The following is a 17,906-nucleotide window of genomic DNA, read 5'->3' on the forward strand; positions in this document are numbered from 1 at the left end:
AAGATGACGTTTGTCGTTACCGAGAACTGCATCCAGTGCAAATACACCGACTGTGTGGAAGTCTGCCCGGTCGACTGCTTCTATGAAGGCCCGAACTTTCTGGTTATTCATCCGGATGAGTGTATTGATTGCGCACTGTGTGAGCCCGAGTGCCCCGCCGAAGCGATATTCTCAGAAGATGAGTTGCCTGAAGGGCAAGAGGCCTTTATTGAGATTAACGCTGAGCTAGCAGATGTATGGCCGAACATAGCCGAAAGAAAAGATGCGCTACCCGATGCTGAAGAATGGGACGGCAAGCCAGGCAAGATGGAAAAACTAGAGCGCTGAGCGCAGCATTTTTCTTAACCTAGCATTTGTTAAACCAGCGGCTACGCTGGTTTTTTTATTCTGAGCTGGGGCCCATATAGGCAGTGCAATATAGGCAGGGTCAGGCATAAAAAAAGGCGACCCTTAGGCCGCCCACTCCAAGCACTTCCTCTGACCACTCCCTAGGTCACACCCCTCTCGGAAAACGTCCTTGCCAGTAATCACTCCACTAATTACCAGGCGCCTCCGATCTTTCATCCTATTGCATCCTGCCTAAAGCATCCCTGCCTCCCCTTGTCCTGATCGCATTGTGGCAGATCTCGGCGGCTTCTCAACATGACCATAACGCAAAAAGGCGAGTCATATCGACTCGCCTTTCAACGATTATAATTTAAAAAACAATAGCTTAAGTTTTAGCTAGCGGCAAATGTAGTATTTTCTTACCCTAACCAGAGCGATTTTCGTCGGAATTTGTACGACATCTCTTACAAAATTTTGAGACATCTCTTACAAACACCCTAATATTTCGCTCAATTTCAGCGATTTATTGGCCTTTAATCGCTTTTAGGCCAGGGTAGCTAACCTCGCCAAGCTCAGCCTCGATGACCAGCAAGCGATTATATTTAGCCACCCGGTCAGAACGGCATAGCGAACCCGTTTTAATCTGGCCTGCGCAGGTTCCCACCGCCAAATCAGCAATAGTGGTATCTTCCGTTTCACCTGAACGGTGAGAAATGACCGCAGTGAAACCCGCATCCTGCGCCATTTTAATGGCATCCAATGTCTCGGAAAGCGAGCCAATCTGATTAAACTTGATCAGAATCGAGTTGCCAATCTTTTCATCAATGCCGCGTTTGAGGATTTTGGTATTGGTCACAAACAGATCATCGCCCACCAGCTGCACTTTATCGCCCAGCTTATCGGTCAGCGCTTTCCAACCAGCCCAGTCTGATTCATCCATACCGTCTTCAATAGAAACGATCGGATAATCGGCGCACAGGCCGGCCAAATAGTTAGTAAAACCTTCGGCGTCGTAGCTCTTACCTTCACCAGAAAGGTTGTACTGGCCGTCTTTATAGAACTCAGACGACGCACAGTCCAGCGCCAGCGTAACGTCAGTACCCAAAGAGTAGCCAGCATCCGCCACTGCCTGCTTAATGATAGCCAGCGCATCGGCGTTAGACGCAAGATTAGGCGCAAAGCCACCCTCATCGCCAACGGCTGTGGAAAGCCCTTTCGCCGAGAGCACTTTTTTCAGCGCGTGGAAAATTTCCGCGCCCATGCGCAGCCCTTCACGAAAGTTAGGCGCGCCTACGGGCTGCACCATAAACTCTTGAATATCGACATTATTATCGGCGTGCTCGCCGCCGTTGATAATATTCATCATCGGCACCGGCATGCTGTACTGGCCCGGCTGACCGTAAAGCTCGGCAATGTGGGCATACAGCGGTACGCCCTTGGCGTTAGCTGCCGCTTTAGCGGCTGCCAGCGACACAGCAAGAATCGCGTTAGCACCAAGGTTGGCCTTATTTTCAGTGCCGTCTAAGGCCAGCATGGCGTCATCTAGACCGCGCTGATCGCGTGCGTCCATACCCAGCAACGCATCACCAATTTTGCTATTGACCGCGTCAACTGCTTTCAGCACGCCTTTTCCCAAATAGCGGGATTTATCGCCGTCGCGAAGCTCTAGCGCTTCACGTGATCCGGTGGAGGCACCGCTAGGAGCACAGGCTTCACCGACCGCGCCGCTGGCAAGGCGCACCTGCGCCTGTACGGTCGGATTACCACGCGAATCAAGCACTTCCAACGCACTGATAGCAACAATCTTGGTCATAGCAGTGTCCTTTACTGTAAGTCAGATAAAATGATTAAAACGACGTTCTACCTAGCATAGCGATTGCTAGCGAATCGTTAGCGGCTCAAACCCCTTGACTAGCGCATCTAACTGCGCAAGCTGAGTTAAGAACGGCTCTAGCTGATCCAACGGTAGCGCACAGGGGCCATCGCATTTAGCGTTATCAGGATCAGGGTGTGCTTCCAAAAACAGCCCAGCAAGGCCGACAGCCACGCCTGCCCGAGCTAATTCGGCTACCTGAGCGCGACGACCATCCGCGCTATCGGCACGGCCACCGGGGCGCTGCAACGCGTGAGTCACATCAAAAAACACCGGGTACCCGGTTTGCTTCATATCGCCAAAGCCCAGCATATCAACAACCAGGTTGTTGTAACCAAAGCTTGAGCCACGCTCGCAGAGCATCAGTTGGTCGTTGCCTGCTTCCTGAAATTTACTCAGGATATGGCGCATTTCATGGGGCGCCAGAAACTGCGGCTTTTTAATATTAATCACCGCGCCGGTTTTGGCCATGGCAACCACCAAATCGGTTTGGCGAGCCAAAAATGCAGGAAGCTGGATAATATCGGCCACTTCCGCCGCCGCCTCGGCCTGCCAAGCTTCGTGCACATCGGTGATAATGGGCACGTTATAACGTGCTTTGATATCGGCCAGAATCTGCAGCCCTTTCTCAAGCCCCGGGCCGCGATAAGAGTGAATCGAGCTGCGGTTGGCTTTATCAAAGCTGGCCTTAAAAACGTAGGGCATGCCCAGTTTCCGGGTGACCGTTACGTAGGCTTGGGCCACCTCGTCGGCAAGCTCAGCGGACTCCAGCACGTTCATGCCGCCCAGCAGCATCAGCGGCAATGAATTGCCGGCGGTTAGGCCGGCAACGTTAATATGGCGCTCTTGCAACCCATCGCTAGACAGATTCTGAGAAGACATGCTGCTCTCCCTTATTCCTGAGAATGGGCATGGGCGCGGCTACGCGCTGTTTTATGCTCTAACGCCGCGTTCACAAAACCCGAGAATAACGGGTGGCCATCGCGCGGGGTAGATGTGAACTCCGGATGGAACTGACAGGCAACGTACCAAGGATGATCCGCCAGCTCAATCACTTCAACCAGCGACTGATCCACGCTTCTACCTGAGATCACTAAGCCTGTTTTTTCAAGCTCATCAATAAACTGATTATTCACTTCGAAACGATGGCGGTGGCGTTCAACAATTTCGTCTGAACCGTAGGCTTCGCGTGCTTTCGTGCCAGAAGCCAGGTGGCATATCTGGCCACCCAAACGCATGGTGCCGCCTAAATCAGACGCCGCATCACGCAGCTCGATTTTTCCTTCCGGGGTTAGCCACTCCGTAATCAGCCCCACCACAGGGTGCTGAGTGTCGTGGGTAAACTCGGTGGAGTTAGCGTCTTTCCAGCCGGCCACATTACGCGCGAATTCAATCACGGCCACCTGCATACCCAAACAGATACCCAGGTAAGGAACGTTATTTTCACGCGCAAACTGGGCGGCCAGTATTTTGCCTTCAACGCCGCGCTCGCCAAAGCCACCCGGCACGAGAATGGCATCTTTGCCCGCTAACCGCTCAGTGCCGTGACGCTCGATATCTTCAGAATCTATATAATCGACGTTGACCTTAATGCGCCCCTGGATACCAGCGTGAATCAGCGCTTCGTTGAGCGACTTGTAGGCATCCAGCAACTCCATGTACTTACCTACCATGGCGATGCTGACCGACTTGAGCGGGTTGAGCTTAGCGTCCAGCACCTTCACCCATTCAGACAAATCGGCTTCGGGCGCTTCCAGGCGTAGCTTGTCGCAGACAATCTCATCCAAACCGTGCTCGTGGAGCATCAGCGGAATGCGATAGATCGTATCGGCATCCTGCAGCGGCACTACCGCACGCTCTTCGACGTTGGTGAACAGCGCAATCTTGCGGCGCTCGGTTTCTTCCAACTCGACTTCACTGCGGCAAATCAGGATATCCGGCTGGATACCGATAGAACGCAGCTCTTTAACGCTGTGCTGGGTCGGCTTGGTTTTAGTCTCGCCCGCCGTTTTGATGTAGGGCACCAGCGTTAGGTGCATAAACAGCGCGCGGTTGGCGCCCTGTTCACTACGAATTTGGCGAATCGATTCAAGGAAAGGCAGCGATTCGATATCGCCTACCGTGCCACCGATTTCTACCAGCGCCACATCAAAGCCTTCACCGCCGGCATAAACGCGCGCTTTAATCTCATCGGTAATATGCGGAATCACCTGAACGGTGCCGCCTAAATAATCGCCACGGCGCTCTTTACGCAGCACGTGCTCGTAAACACGCCCCGTGGTGAAGTTGTTGCGCTGGGTCATCTTGGTGCGAATAAAACGCTCATAATGGCCAAGATCAAGGTCGGTTTCGGCGCCATCTTCTGTGACGAACACCTCACCGTGCTGGAACGGGCTCATCGTGCCCGGGTCCACGTTGATGTACGGGTCGAGCTTGAGCATGGTGACCTTAAGGCCGCGGGCCTCTAAAATCGCCGCTAGCGAGGCGGAGGCGATGCCCTTGCCAAGAGAGGACACAACGCCGCCGGTCACGAAGATATATCGTGTCATGGATAACCTGTCGAAACGTGATCAGAAGGCACGGCAGAAAGCCACGCCAGGATGGGTCGACAGACTAGCAGATTACGCCTCCAGGCTCAATTTGAACTGCCGAAGATAGCCAATGGATCGTTGCACATAGCGATGCCGGGATAGTCGCGAGGCCAATATGGCCCCGCTCAGCCTGGATAAAGACGAATTACACGCCCAGGTAATCCAAAATGCCTTCTGCAGCCTGACGACCTTCATAAATCGCAGTGACCACCAAATCAGAGCCGCGCACCATGTCACCACCGGCAAAGATTTTCTCATTGCTGGTTTGGAAGGCGTACTGGCCGTGCTCAGGCGCCGTCACGCGATCACGCTCATCGACGTTAATATTGGCACTACCGAACCACGGCGCAGGGCTTGCCTGGAAACCAAAAGCAATGACGACGGCGTCGGCGGCAATGATTTCCTCAGAGCCCGGCACCACTTCAGGGCGCTGACGGCCGTTTTCATCCGGCTCGCCCAGTCGCGTGCGCACAACCTTTACGCCCTCGACCTTCTCCTCGCCCACCACAGCCACCGGCTGGCGGTTGAACAAAAATTCCATGCCCTCTTCTCGGGCATTCGCCACTTCACGGCGCGAACCCGGCATGTTGCCTTCGTCACGGCGATAGGCACAGATAACGCTATCAGCGCGCTGGCGAATCGAGGTGCGGTTACAGTCCATCGCCGTATCGCCGCCGCCCAGCACGACCACTCGCTTGCCTTCCATCGAGATATAGTCGCTCGGATCTTTTTCGAACCCTAAGCAGCGGTTAGCGTTAGCAATCAAGAAATCGAGCGCTTTATACACGCCCGGCAGATCTTCACCTGGGAAGCCGCCTTGCATGTACTTATAGGTGCCCATACCAAGGAAGACCGCATCGTAATCCTGCAGCAGCGTTTCAAACTCGATATCGGTGCCGATTTCGGTATTCAGACGAAACTCAACGCCCATCTCTTCAAATACCGAGCGACGGCGCTCCATGACGCTTTTTTCCAGTTTGAACTCAGGAATACCAAAGGTCAGCAGGCCACCAATTTCGGGATACTTATCAAACACCACCGGCTTAACGCCGTTACGCGCTAAAATATCGGCACAGCCCAAACCGGCAGGGCCAGCACCCACAATAGCGACTTTTTTGTCGGTCCAGGTGACGCTAGACATATCTGGGCGCCAGCCCATGGCGAACGCGGTATCGGTGATGTACTTCTCCACCGAACCAATCGTCACCGCACCGAAACCATCATTCAGCGTGCAGTCGCCTTCACACAGGCGGTCCTGCGGACATACGCGCCCACACACTTCAGGCAGCGAGTTAGTCTTATGCGACAACTCCGCAGCCTCAATAATGTTGCCTTCTACCACCAGCTGTAGCCAGTTGGGAATGTAGTTGTGCACCGGGCACTTCCACTCGCAGTAAGGGTTGCCGCAATGTAGGCAACGGTGCGCCTGGCTGGCCGCATCGGAAGGCTTGAACGGCTCGTAAATCTCCGCGAACTCTTTGGCACGAACGCGCGCGTCTTTCTTCTGCGGGTCTTTACGACCTACATCGATAAACTGAAAATCATTATTTAAACGGTTAGCCATGATCTCTCTCCTGTCAGCATGAGCGGCATAATCGGGTTATTGCGGCTGACGCCGAGACTGATCCAATAAACTGCCCAAACTGGCCGCTTTCGGTTTCACTAACCAGAAGTGGCGCGCGTAGTCACTGAAGTCTTCCAAGATGGCTTCGCCACGTGCGGAACCGGTTGCGGCCACATAGCCTTCAATCGTTTCACGCAGATGGCGGCGATGCGCTTCCATGACCTCTGTGGTGACGCGATGAATTTCGACCAGCTCATGGTTGTACTTATCGACGAAGGAGCGATCTTCATCGAGCACATAGGCAAACCCACCGGTCATGCCGGCACCGAAGTTCACCCCGGTCTCGCCCAGCACACAGACCAAGCCGCCGGTCATGTATTCGCAGCAGTGGTCACCAGCCCCTTCAATGACCGCTGACGCGCCGGAGTTACGTACCGCAAAGCGCTCGCCTGCCGTGCCGGCTGCAAACAGCGTGCCGCCGGTTGCGCCGTACAAGCAGGTATTGCCGATAATGGCCGTCTTATGGCTCTCAAACTGGCTCACTTTCGGCGGGATAATCACGATACTGCCGCCGTTCATGCCTTTACCGACATAATCATTGGCATCGCCTTCGAGGTAGAGATTCAAACCCCGTGCGTTCCACACCCCAAAGCTCTGCCCCGCTACACCGACGAAATTCGCGGTCACCGGCGCGGACTCCAACCCTTCATCGCCGTAGCGCTTGGCAATCGCACCCGATGACAGCGCGCCTACGCTGCGATCACAGTTGGTAATGGTGAAATTAAAATCACCACCCGAACGGTTCTCAATGGCGTCTTTCAGCGCGGCCAGCACCTCTTGGTTCTTGGCGCCGGGATCATGTGGCACGTTACGGCTTACCCTGCAGAACTGCGGCGCATCTTTAGGCACAAAGTCATTCGCCAACAGCGGGGTAAGATCGAGCTTGCGCTGAGAAGCCGTATTGCCTTCCAGCACTTCGAGCAGGTCAGTGCGCCCAATCAAATCGGTAAGCTTGCGCACGCCTAGCTCGGCCATCAGCTCACGCGCTTCTTCTGCGATAAAGCGGAAATAGTTTTTCACCATATCCACGGTGCCACGGAAGTGCTCGCCACGCAGGAAGTCATCCTGCGTAGCCACACCGGTCGCACAGTTATTTAGGTGACAAATACGCAGGTACTTACAGCCCAGCGCCACCATCGGCGCGGTGCCAAACCCAAAGCTTTCTGCCCCCAGAATGGCCGCTTTAACGACATCCAGCCCCGTTTTTAGGCCGCCATCGGTTTGCAGGCGAATCTTATCCCGCAAGCCGTTGATACGCAGCGCCTGATGCACTTCCGGCAGGCCAAGCTCCCAAGGAGAACCGGCATGCTTGATCGACGTTAAGGGACTCGCGGCAGTGCCACCGTCATAGCCCGATACGGTAATCAGGTCGGCGTAGGCCTTGGCAACGCCGGTGGCGATAGTCCCGATACCCGGCTCGGATACCAGCTTCACCGATACCTGAGCTTCTGGGTTGACCTGCTTAAGATCGAAAATCAGCTGAGCCAAATCTTCAATCGAGTAAATATCGTGGTGCGGCGGCGGTGAAATGAGCGTAACGCCAGGCACCGCGTGGCGCAGGCGAGCGATCAACGCATTGACCTTACCACCGGGCAGCTGGCCGCCTTCACCGGGTTTCGCGCCCTGGGCAACTTTGATCTGCAGTACTTCCGCATTCACAAGATACGCCGGGGTAACGCCAAAACGACCGGAGGCGATCTGCTTGATTTTGGAGCTGCGGATAGTGCCATAGCGCTCAGGGTCTTCACCGCCTTCGCCCGAGTTAGAGCGGCCGCCGGCTTCGTTCATGGCCTGAGCCAGCGCTTCGTGCGCCTCTGGTGAGAGCGCACCCAGCGACATGCCCGCGCTGTCAAAGCGTGGCAGCAAGTCTTCAACGGGTTCTACTTCATCAAGCGCAATCGGCGTTTCTGATGGCTTAAGCTTGAGCAAGTCACGAATAGTCGCTACCGGACGCTCGTTCACCAGCTGGGCAAATTTCTTCCACTTAGCGTAGCTGCCCTCTTGAACCGCCTGCTGCAGCGACATCACGACATCAGGGTTGTAGGCGTGATATTCGTGACCATGGACATACTTGAACATGCCGCCTTGAGAAATGCCCTTCCGGGGAATCCAAGCGTCTTTCGCCAACAGCGCCTGCTGCAGCTGAAGCTCAGCAAAACCAGCGCCCTGAATGCGCGATGCCATGCCCACAAAGCACAGGTCCATCACTTCGTCAGATAACCCCACTGCTTCAAACAGCATCGAGCCACGGTAGGAAGCCAGCGTCGAGATGCCCATCTTGGAAAGAATTTTAAACAGGCCTTTCTGCAATCCCTTACGATAGTTTTCGCGGCCATCTGCCGGGTTCCCAGTCAGCTCGCCGGTGCGATGCATATCAGCCATCACCTGATACGCCAGCCACGGATACACCGCTGTGGCGCCCACACCAAACAGCACCGCCATCTGGTGAGCATCGCGGGCGTAGCCGGTTTCCACCACAATGTTGGCATTGGGGCGTAGCGCCAAATGACCTAAATGAGAATGCACGGCACCGACCGCCAAAGCGGCCTGGATAGGAATCAACCCTTGCGCCAGCTCCGCATCGGTAAGCACTAAAATCACTTTGCCAGCGCGTACCTGCGCTTCTGCTTCTGCACACAGCGCTTTAACCGCCTGATGAAGGCTCTGCTGCTCGGGGTCATAACCCAGCGAAAGCGTGTGGCTGGCGAAAGCGGGGTCTTCCTGGGTGACCAGCGCGGTAAATTTACGTGGCGACAGCACCGGCGTGGTCAAAATCAAACGATGCGCGTGCTCGGGCGTCGCTTTAAAGACGTTAAGCTCAGCGCCGCAGCAGGTTTCCAGCGACATTACGATCGCTTCGCGCAGCGGGTCGATTGGCGGATTGGTGACCTGGGCAAATTTCTGACGGAAAAAGTCTGTCAGCAGGCGAGGACGGCTCGACAATACCGCCATGGGGGTATCGTCGCCCATTGAACCCACCGCTTCCTGGCCAGTTTCTGCCAGCGGGCGCAGTATCTGATCGCGCTCCTCGAAACTGATCTGGAACAGCTTCTGCTGAACGTTAAGCGCGGCGGTATCCATGGTCTGGAAGCGCGCAAGTTCGGTCAGCGCCGACTCTAGATAGTTAGCTTCTTGTTTAAGCCAACGTTTGTACGGATAGGCCGACTTCAGCCGGTCGTCGATATCCTGCGTATGCAGCACTTCGCCGGTTTGCGTATCCACCGCCAGCATTTGCCCAGGGCCAACGCGGCCCTTGGCGACCACGTCTTCCGGCTTATAGCCGTAGGTGCCAATTTCCGATGCCAGCGTGATATAGCCATTCTTGGTAATCACCCAGCGCGCTGGGCGCAGGCCGTTACGGTCAAGCATGCAGACGGCCTGGCGGCCGTCGGTCATGACCACGCCAGCAGGGCCGTCCCACGGCTCCATGTGCATCGAGTTATATTCGTAGAAGGCGCGCAGCTCGGCGTCCATCGTCTCTACGTTTTGCCAAGCGGGTGGCACCATCATCCGCACCGCGCGGTGCAGCTCCATGCCGCCGGTCAGCAGCACTTCCAGCATGTTGTCCATACTGGAGGAGTCAGAGCCGACGGTGTTAACGATTTCATCCAGCTCAGCGATATCAGGAAGGCGCTCGTTAGCGAAATTCGCTTTACGCGAGTTTGCCCAGCCACGGTTGGCTTCAATGGTGTTGATTTCGCCGTTGTGCGCCAACAGGCGAAACGGCTGCGCCAGCGGCCAGCGTGGCGCGGTGTTGGTCGAAAAGCGCTGGTGAAACACGCAAATAGCCGTTTCTAAACGCGGATCATTTAAATCCTGATAAAACGCCGGCAGATCTTCCGGCATCACCAAGCCCTTATAAGAGACAACTTCCGACGAGAGCGAAGCAACATAGAAATCTTCTTCGTCGCGCAGTGCCTGCTCGGCACGGCGGCGAGCCATGAACAGATCAACGTCGAAGTGCTCGCCCTGGCCTGGCTGCACAAATAGCTGACGAATACGCGGCAGGCAGTCGAGCGCCATCGGCCCACAAACGCTGGCGTCCGTAGGCACATCGCGCCAACCCAATACATTAAGCCCACGCGCTTCAAACTCGCGAGTTAGCGTGTCACGGGCATGCGCTTCACGGGCGTCATCGTTAGGTAGAAAGATCACCCCAACGGCAAATTTCTCGCCCAGCTCAGCATCAAATGCCTCTTTAGCAAGCGCCTGCATAAATGGCGTAGGCATTTTAATGAGCAGACCACAGCCGTCGCCGGTTTTTCCATCGGCCGCGATACCGCCGCGATGGGTCATGCAGGTCAGCGATTCAATGGCCGTTTTCAACAAGTCGTGGCTAGCCTGCCCTTCCATATGGGCAATCAGGCCAAAACCACAGTTATCGCGAAATTCGCCAGGCTGGTGAAGACCTTTATTCATGGGCGCGCCTCTAGTCAGGGTCTTTTTTTAGCAGCTTGCATGTGGTAAAAAGGCAGGTTTTGCTTTTTTTATAATGTTTATTACCCGCCCCAAAAGAGATGCTTCCCACCTTCGCTGCTGAAACAAAATGGTCGGCCAGCATAGCGATTCGCACCCTATTTGCGCAATCGCCACTTGCAGCCGATGCTAGAAAAACTCTTTTCAAATCCTGAGCTTGCATCACCGCTTCAGGAAAAAATACATAGACTTCAAATACTTGCAAGTGCGTACAACGGTATTTAAACGATAAATAACCACCATTAGACTTTAGTCTCAAAATGCTTGCTCAGCCCATGCCGATAGCGCATAAGGCATGCCGATTACCTTAAAAACCGTTAATTGACTGGGAAGCGAACACCAAAAAGCCCGCCTTTCATCGCCGCTTAGCTTAGAGAGCGACAATGGAAGGCGGGCTTTACGAGCTTACGTTCTTACTTGTTTACTTACTGATGCACTTACTTTCGCCACCTAACGGCGCGGATAGTCATCCAGCAGTGCTTGTAATACCGACATCGGCGTGGCGTCACTGACGCAGGCATCGCCCAGGCTATTGAGCAGCACCAGGCGCAGCTTGGCATCGATATTTTTCTTATCTAGCCGCATGCGCGTTAAAAAGTCTTCGCTGGACATGTTCGCCGGTGCCGTTAACGGCAGCCCCGCGCGTTCAATGACCGCCAGGCTGCGGGCAAGCATCGCCTCATCAATCCAACCTAGCTGCTTGGAAAGCGTCGCGGCCATGGCCATACCCGTGCCCACTGCCTCACCGTGAAGCCAGTTGCCGTAACCTTGATGCGCCTCAATAGCATGGCCAAAGGTGTGGCCTAGATTCAGTAGTGCACGCACACCCTGCTCGGTTTCGTCTTCGGCAACGATATCCGCTTTGATTTGGCAGCTGCGTGCGATGGCTTCGGCGATGACATCGGGCGTGACATCCAGCAGCGCCGACATATTGGTTTCCAGCCAGCTTAAAAAGGCTTCGTCACGGATAAACCCATATTTAACGACCTCGGCAAGCCCTGCCGACAGCTCACGACGCGGCAAACTCTTCAGCGACTCGATATCTACCAGCACCGCTTTAGGCTGCCAGAAAGCGCCAATCATGTTTTTGCCCAGCGGATGGTTAACGCCCGTTTTGCCCCCTACCGACGAATCCACTTGGGAAAGTAGCGTGGTCGGCACTTGAATAAACGCGACGCCACGCTGATAGGAAGCGGCAGCATAGCCCACCATATCGCCAATCACCCCGCCGCCTAGCGCCACCAGAGTGCAGCGGCGATTAAAGCCTGCCTCCAATAGCGCATCCCAAATCCGGCTGACGTGTTCAATGGTTTTGTACTGTTCGCCATCCGGCAGCACCAGCGTGCGCACCTCGACATCATCAGGCAGGCTAGCGCAGAGCTTGTCTAGATACAGCGGTGCGATCGTCTCATTGGTGATAACCATAACCTGCTGACCGGCCAAATAGGGCGTCAAAGCATCGGCGCGCCCAATGAGCCCCGTATCGATATGAATGGGATAGCTGCGTTCACCTAAGTCAACGTGAAGCGTACGCCGTGCATCGACAGTAGCGGTCATGGAAATACCTTATGGTTAAGCGTTTCAGCAGTGTGATTGACGGGTGATGGCTCCAAGGGATCAACCAACCGGTATACCCGTCGCAATATTTCATTCACCACCGCCCGGGGGCTGCGCCGGTCTGTGCGCACGGCAATATCCGAGGTCGCTCGGTAAAGCGGATCACGCTGCGCAAACATATCGATGAGCACCTGCTCACGATTAGCGCACTGCAACAACGGCCGATTGCGATCTTTCGCCGTGCGTTTGAGCTGCTGATCAACGGTCGTGAGTAGATAAACGACCGTACCTCGATCACGCAGTGTCCGGCGGTTCTCTTCGCGCAGCACCGCGCCACCGCCAGTGGCGACAACCACGGAAGAAAGCTGGGTCAGCTCATCAATCATATGGATTTCTCGCAGGCGAAAGCCCTGTTCGCCCTCGACATCAAAAATCCACGGGATATCCGCCCCGCACCGATCCTGTATAGCGTGGTCACTGTCATAAAATTGGCGCGACAATTCGGCCGCCAGCAGGCGACCAATAGTGCTTTTGCCAGCCCCCATGGGGCCAATAAGAAATAGATTAGGTAAATCCTGCATCAGCGAACCGTCAAGCCATCGTCAAGGAGTCGTGGAGTAATAAAGACTAACAACTCTACCTTTTCATTGCTCTCTTCGGTATAGCGAAACAGTCTACCCAGCAAAGGAATGTCGCCCAAGAGCGGGGTCTTGGCAATTTGGCGAAGCTCTTCTGTCGTTAAAATACCGCCTAACACCACCGTTTGGCCGTTATCTACCAATACTTGGGTTTCAATTTGATTGGTATCAATCGGCGGCTCACCGCCAAATTCTGATTCACGAAAGCTATCATTTTTGATCACCAGATCCATAATAATGCGATTATCCGGCGTGATTTGCGGGGTGACTTCCAGTGAAAGCTCGGCTTCTTTGAACTCAGTGTCCAGATTGTCATTGCCATCTACGCGCTGGAAAGCGCGTTCCTCACCCTGGCTGATCCTGGCAGTACGCTGATTGGCGGTAATAATTCTAGGCTGCGAAATAGTCTGGCTTTTACCTTCACTTTCCAGGGCGCGTAGCTCCAGATCCAACAAAATATCGCCCGACAAATAGCCAAAGCTAAAGCCGGTGCCACGCCCTGATGCCGTCCCTAAGTCAACGGCCAGACCGCCCTGCGCCCGGTTAATGTTATTGGGATTAATATTTCGCCGCCGAAATGCGCCATCATCGCCTTGTTGAAAGCCTCGCGTACTCGACATACCCCAGTTAATACCAAGTTCACGCGACGCGGTGTCCCGCGCGATAACAATGCGCGCTTCTATTTGCACCTGACGAACGGCGACGTCCAAGCGATCAATCGTGCGGGCAATATCGCGCACCTGCGCTGCGGTATCCTGCACTAACAGCGTATTGGTTCGATGATCAACGCTCACCCGACCACGCTCAGTCAGCAGCCCGAAGCCGTCGCTTCCGCCCCCGCTTAACAGCTGAGCCAAATCGTCGGCCCGCGCATATTTAATTTCGATAAACTCGGTCACCAGTGGCAACAGCGTTTCACGCTGATGGCGAGCTTCCAGCGCCTGGCGCTCTAAGTCAGCCAGCTCATGAGCGGGCGCTACCAATATCACATTGCCCTGCTCACGGCTCGACAACCCTTGGGTTTGTAAAATCAGCGCCAGCGCCTGATCCCAAGGCACATCATTTAAATTAAGCGTCACGCGTCCGGCCACGCTATCACTGGTGACCAGATTAAGGCCGGTAAACTGGGCCAGCGTCGCTAACACTGAGCGAACCTCAACATCTTGAAAATTAAGACTCAGCAGTTCGCCGTCAAAGCTCTTCTCTTGCGTTTGAGCAGAAGGCGGCGCTTGGCTGCCCGGCTGTACATCGACCGTCAACGTGCGCCCCTTTTGCGAGGAGATCATCGCAAAAGCCCCCTCCGTTGCGATCACTAGCTGGGTACTGCGCGGCTCTGATCGAGGCGTAATGCGCGTGACTGGAGTGGTAAAATCAGTGACATCGTAGATATGATTCAGTGCGTCAGGGAGGGAGACACCGGGCAGCTCAACGAGCACGGCCTGTGCGCTATTTTCAACCACGCTGGCGTCAACATCTTCACGATCAAAGGTAACAATGAGCCGACCGGCACCGTCCTGGCCGCGTCGAAAATCAATGTTTTCTATATGCGGCCCCTCGTCGGTTTCAAGCGCCGCGGCAGCTTCGCTATTAGCGCCATGAGGGTCAGCCTCAAAGCGAATACGTAGACGATCTTCCAGCACGCTCGAAGTGAAACTCTGCGCCTCGCGCAGATTAACGACCAGACGCGTTCGTCCATTGCCTTCCAGGGCGACGATCCGCTCAATGCCAGCGCGATTCACGTCAACACGCCGATGGGCGAGTCCATTTTGCGTAGCGGCCAAATCAAGCGTGACCCGAGGTGGCGCCGTTAAACGATAGCTGCGCAGCTCGGGCACGCCGCCGGAGAAATAAAGATCAACGTTAATCCCTCCGCTTTGCGCAGGCAGCACGTCGATATCGGTCAACACCGACCCAGCGGCCCATGAAGGCAACGCCATCGATACGGATGCGCCTATTGCTATACATAATGAAGCCAATAGCGGAGGCAAGCGTGCGGCTATCTTCGCAAAGAATCTTCGTCGCCAAGCGGTCACTGTCATAAGCTATTATCCAGTTACAAGTCGTCTTCGATAATGACGAGCGATACCTGTCGCTCCTGCCAACCTTCCTGCTGAGTAAGCACCTGTTCGGTGAGATACAGTGCTTGCACGTCTATTTGTGCAATTCGCCCATCGTTAGTGCCCATGTAGTCGCCTTCTTTAACACTGGTCACGGCGCCATCGGGCGATGCAATTAACGCTACTCGGCGCCCCGCCATTGCCATCGTGCCCACCAGATGAAGCTCTTGCAGAGGAAATTGCTCTAATGGCTGCGAGGCACGCTGTGGGTTCGGCGCTTGCACACGGCCGCTGCGCTGATTGCCATCCTCAGCTGTCGCCTGTGGCACCAAAAAGGGGCTGCGCTGATTGCTATATAAGTAGTCTAACGAAGCGCTTTCAGGCTCTAGCACGCTTATTGATGGCGGCTCGCCTACCGGCGACTGTCGGATATCAGACAGCGTCTGGGCCAATGGGTCTAAATCAGGCTCCACACACCCCATCAGCAAGGCCGCTGAACTCAACAACATCACCATCGGCGCGGCATGCTTCACAAGTCGCTGCTGTTGCCTTGGCGTCATAGCACTTCGGCCCCCTCATCCAGTGGCTGAACACTGTTTTCGGGATAGCGATAGGTGCGGGCAAGGAGCGACAGCTGCAGCATATCGCCGTGCCCCTCAACGGGCGCCAAGGTGAAGTCATGCTGGGTTACCATGCGTGGCAGTAACGCGATATCGGCGATAAAACGCGCCAGCTGGTGATAGCCGCCGCGCACCTGAATATCCAGCGGCTGCTCTATATAGTGCGGCTGCTCCAACGCAGGGCGCAGCCAGATAGTGTCAATTATCAGGCGGCTATCCGCCGCGGCATCACTGATACTATCGAGCAGTGAGGGGATTTCCGCATCGCGGGGAAGCATCGTGTGAAAGTGCGCCACCTGCGCTTCTAAGACGGCCAACTGGTCACGCCGTTCCGGCAAGAAGGCGGCTTCAGACACTCGGCTGCGGTATTCACTTAACAGCCGGACTTCCTGGCGCTGCGCGGCCATGAAGGCATCGCGCTGTTCACTCACCGTTAGCCATAGCATCACGCCCAACGCCACTAGCAGCGTTACACCGCAGCTCAAAACCTTTAATAGCCACGGCCAGTTACCGGCTTCTTTGACGTCTAACCCTCGCCAGTCAATCTCGCGCAAGCGTTGCCATTCAATGGCCCAGTGGTCGCGCTGAAAACTCATAGCGCCGCCTGTTCAACGTCGAAATGAAACACGCGGCCCGCGCCGTCCTGCTCACTCTCCAGCGCCGAAAGCACTGGCACGCCCAAGCCCGATAGTGCGGCAATACGACGAAGCTGCTCGGACACCTGCCGGGCGCTGCCCGCAACCGCCGTTGCGCTGATGCTATTATCGCTTCTCGAGAGCCGCTGATAGACCACGCCGCTCACGACGCTATTCGCCACGTTATTAAACAGGTGCACGGTATCGGTGCGCGTAGACTGCAGCGCTTGAAAAACGGCTATTTGCTCGTTTAGCCGCGCAGCATCGCGCTCCACGCGCGATACGCTGTCAATATCCGCATGCAGACGCTCAATGTGGCTGCTAATAAGCGCGTTGCGCTGCTGCTGAGCGGCCAGCTTAAGCTGATAAAATTGAGAAATGAGCAGCCCAATCACCACGCCTACTAGCAGCATGACCGCCACAGCGACATAGTATTGTCGCGTTCGCCGCTCACGCTGTGCCTGCCGCCAAGGCAGCAGATTAATAGCCATCTTCACAGGCAGACTCTCATTGATTCACCCTCATCGCTAAGCCACCGGCGGTTAGCATCGTCGGCGCATCATTCATCAGGGCTTGAAGATTTAAACGTTTATTGACCTGCATGTGCTGAAAGGGATTAGCGATGGTGACCGGCGTACCGCTATGGTTAGCAATACGTTCAGCCAGGCCAGGCATGACGCTTGATACACCGGCCAAAACGATATGTTGTATTGGCTGCTGATGCGCCTTTATGTGGTAGCGCTGTAAGGCGCGCATAACCTGCTGAGCAATGGCTTCGAGTAAAGGGCTAGTTAGCGGCCTATCGTCAAACGCCGTACTGCGGCTATAGACAACATGCTGGCCATGCAAGACGTGAAAAACATGCGTTGCAGCGTCAATATCGACGACGCCAATACAGGCCACACCAGCATCGCCAGCTGAATCACCTGCGTGCGCTTGGCCACGCAATTCACCCAGCGAGCGCGCCAAAGCAAAGGTGTCAACGTCCACAACCGCAGGCTCAAGACCTACGCGCTCTAACGTCTCAGCAAGCTGGATAACGTCGCGCTGGCGACAGGCCACCAGGCCCACCTGCTGCTGCCCTTCATCAAGCGGCGCAGGGCCCTGGCATTTAAAATCAAAAGCAACGTCATTGAACGGAAAAGGAACATGGCGGTCGTATTCGGCCATAATGCGTTCTTCTATCTCGTCTTCACGCAGCTCGATAGGAAAACTCAGCGTTTTAGTGATGGCCGCACTCGCAGGAATGGCGACGGCGGCTTGACGCGTATGGGGTTGCGCATGGTCTAAAGCGCGTTTCAGCGTACTGGTAACGTCATTAATGTCACGAATACGACGTTCAATTATCGTACTTTCGCGCAGCGGTTTAACGGCATAACTGACTACTTGGTAACTACCGCGGCACTGCGCTAGCTCCAGCAGTTTTACACTCGCCGACGTAATGTCTATACCGATCAACCCTTTATCGGATTTCATAAAGCGCATAGTAGGTCAAGCTCCACCTGCTG

General features: G+C 55.1%; 14 protein-coding genes. 1 reads left to right on the forward strand and 13 read right to left on the reverse strand.

Going from position 1 to position 17,906, the window contains the following annotated elements:
- Positions 1-3: 3 nt before the first annotated feature.
- Positions 4-327, forward strand: a complete 324-nt coding sequence (gene fdxA, locus CIK78_RS16470; protein WP_096281989.1) for a ferredoxin FdxA — start codon at positions 4-6, stop codon at positions 325-327.
- 523 nt (positions 328-850) lie between these two features.
- Here the strand turns inward: fdxA and eno are convergent.
- From eno to pilM, 13 genes are all read right to left on the reverse strand, one after another.
- A complete protein-coding gene (gene eno, locus CIK78_RS16475; RefSeq protein ID WP_096281990.1) occupies positions 851-2,140 on the reverse strand; it encodes a phosphopyruvate hydratase in 1,290 nt (429 codons plus the stop codon).
- Positions 2,141-2,206: 66 nt separating this feature from the next.
- Complete coding sequence (kdsA, locus tag CIK78_RS16480) at positions 2,207-3,082, reverse strand: 3-deoxy-8-phosphooctulonate synthase (protein ID WP_096281991.1); 876 nt, start codon at positions 3,080-3,082, stop codon at positions 2,207-2,209.
- Between the two features lie 11 nt (positions 3,083-3,093).
- The gene (locus CIK78_RS16485; protein ID WP_096281992.1) at positions 3,094-4,749 is read right to left on the reverse strand and encodes a CTP synthase; all 1,656 of its coding nucleotides are present in this window, start codon (positions 4,747-4,749) and stop codon (positions 3,094-3,096) included.
- A 187-nt stretch (positions 4,750-4,936) separates the two neighbouring features.
- Positions 4,937-6,355: an FAD-dependent oxidoreductase gene (locus CIK78_RS16490; protein WP_096281993.1), complete on the reverse strand. Its 1,419-nt coding sequence runs from the start codon at positions 6,353-6,355 to the stop codon at positions 4,937-4,939.
- Positions 6,356-6,391: 36 nt separating this feature from the next.
- Complete coding sequence (gltB, locus tag CIK78_RS16495; protein ID WP_096281994.1) at positions 6,392-10,834, reverse strand: glutamate synthase large subunit; 4,443 nt, start codon at positions 10,832-10,834, stop codon at positions 6,392-6,394.
- A gap of 10 nt (positions 10,835-10,844) precedes the next feature.
- Positions 10,845-11,096, reverse strand: coding sequence for a hypothetical protein (locus CIK78_RS16500; RefSeq protein ID WP_096281995.1), 252 nt, complete (start codon positions 11,094-11,096; stop codon positions 10,845-10,847).
- A gap of 245 nt (positions 11,097-11,341) precedes the next feature.
- Positions 11,342-12,448, reverse strand: a complete 1,107-nt coding sequence (gene aroB / locus CIK78_RS16505; RefSeq protein WP_096281996.1) for a 3-dehydroquinate synthase — start codon at positions 12,446-12,448, stop codon at positions 11,342-11,344.
- Positions 12,445-13,029: a shikimate kinase AroK gene (gene aroK / locus CIK78_RS16510; protein WP_096281997.1), complete on the reverse strand. Its 585-nt coding sequence runs from the start codon at positions 13,027-13,029 to the stop codon at positions 12,445-12,447. Before aroK ends, aroB begins: the two co-directional genes overlap by 4 nt.
- Entirely contained in the window at positions 13,029-15,023 is a 1,995-nt protein-coding gene (gene pilQ / locus CIK78_RS16515; RefSeq protein WP_096281998.1) for a type IV pilus secretin PilQ, read from the reverse strand. Before pilQ ends, aroK begins: the two co-directional genes overlap by 1 nt.
- Before the next feature lie 116 nt (positions 15,024-15,139).
- Positions 15,140-15,703 carry a pilus assembly protein PilP gene (locus CIK78_RS16520; RefSeq protein WP_096281999.1) on the reverse strand — a complete coding sequence of 188 codons (564 nt, stop codon included), beginning with the start codon at positions 15,701-15,703 and terminating at the stop codon, positions 15,140-15,142.
- A complete protein-coding gene (gene pilO, locus CIK78_RS16525; RefSeq protein WP_096282000.1) occupies positions 15,700-16,359 on the reverse strand; it encodes a type 4a pilus biogenesis protein PilO in 660 nt (219 codons plus the stop codon). Before pilO ends, CIK78_RS16520 begins: the two co-directional genes overlap by 4 nt.
- Positions 16,356-16,889: a fimbrial assembly protein gene (locus CIK78_RS16530; RefSeq protein ID WP_225734354.1), complete on the reverse strand. Its 534-nt coding sequence runs from the start codon at positions 16,887-16,889 to the stop codon at positions 16,356-16,358. Before CIK78_RS16530 ends, pilO begins: the two co-directional genes overlap by 4 nt.
- 16 nt (positions 16,890-16,905) lie before the next feature.
- Positions 16,906-17,883 carry a type IV pilus assembly protein PilM gene (gene pilM / locus CIK78_RS16535; RefSeq protein WP_096282002.1) on the reverse strand — a complete coding sequence of 326 codons (978 nt, stop codon included), beginning with the start codon at positions 17,881-17,883 and terminating at the stop codon, positions 16,906-16,908.
- Positions 17,884-17,906 lie beyond the last annotated feature (23 nt).

It is taken from the genome of Halomonas sp. JB37, from assembly GCF_002332255.1.
Lineage (GTDB): Bacteria > Pseudomonadota > Gammaproteobacteria > Pseudomonadales > Halomonadaceae > Vreelandella > Vreelandella casei.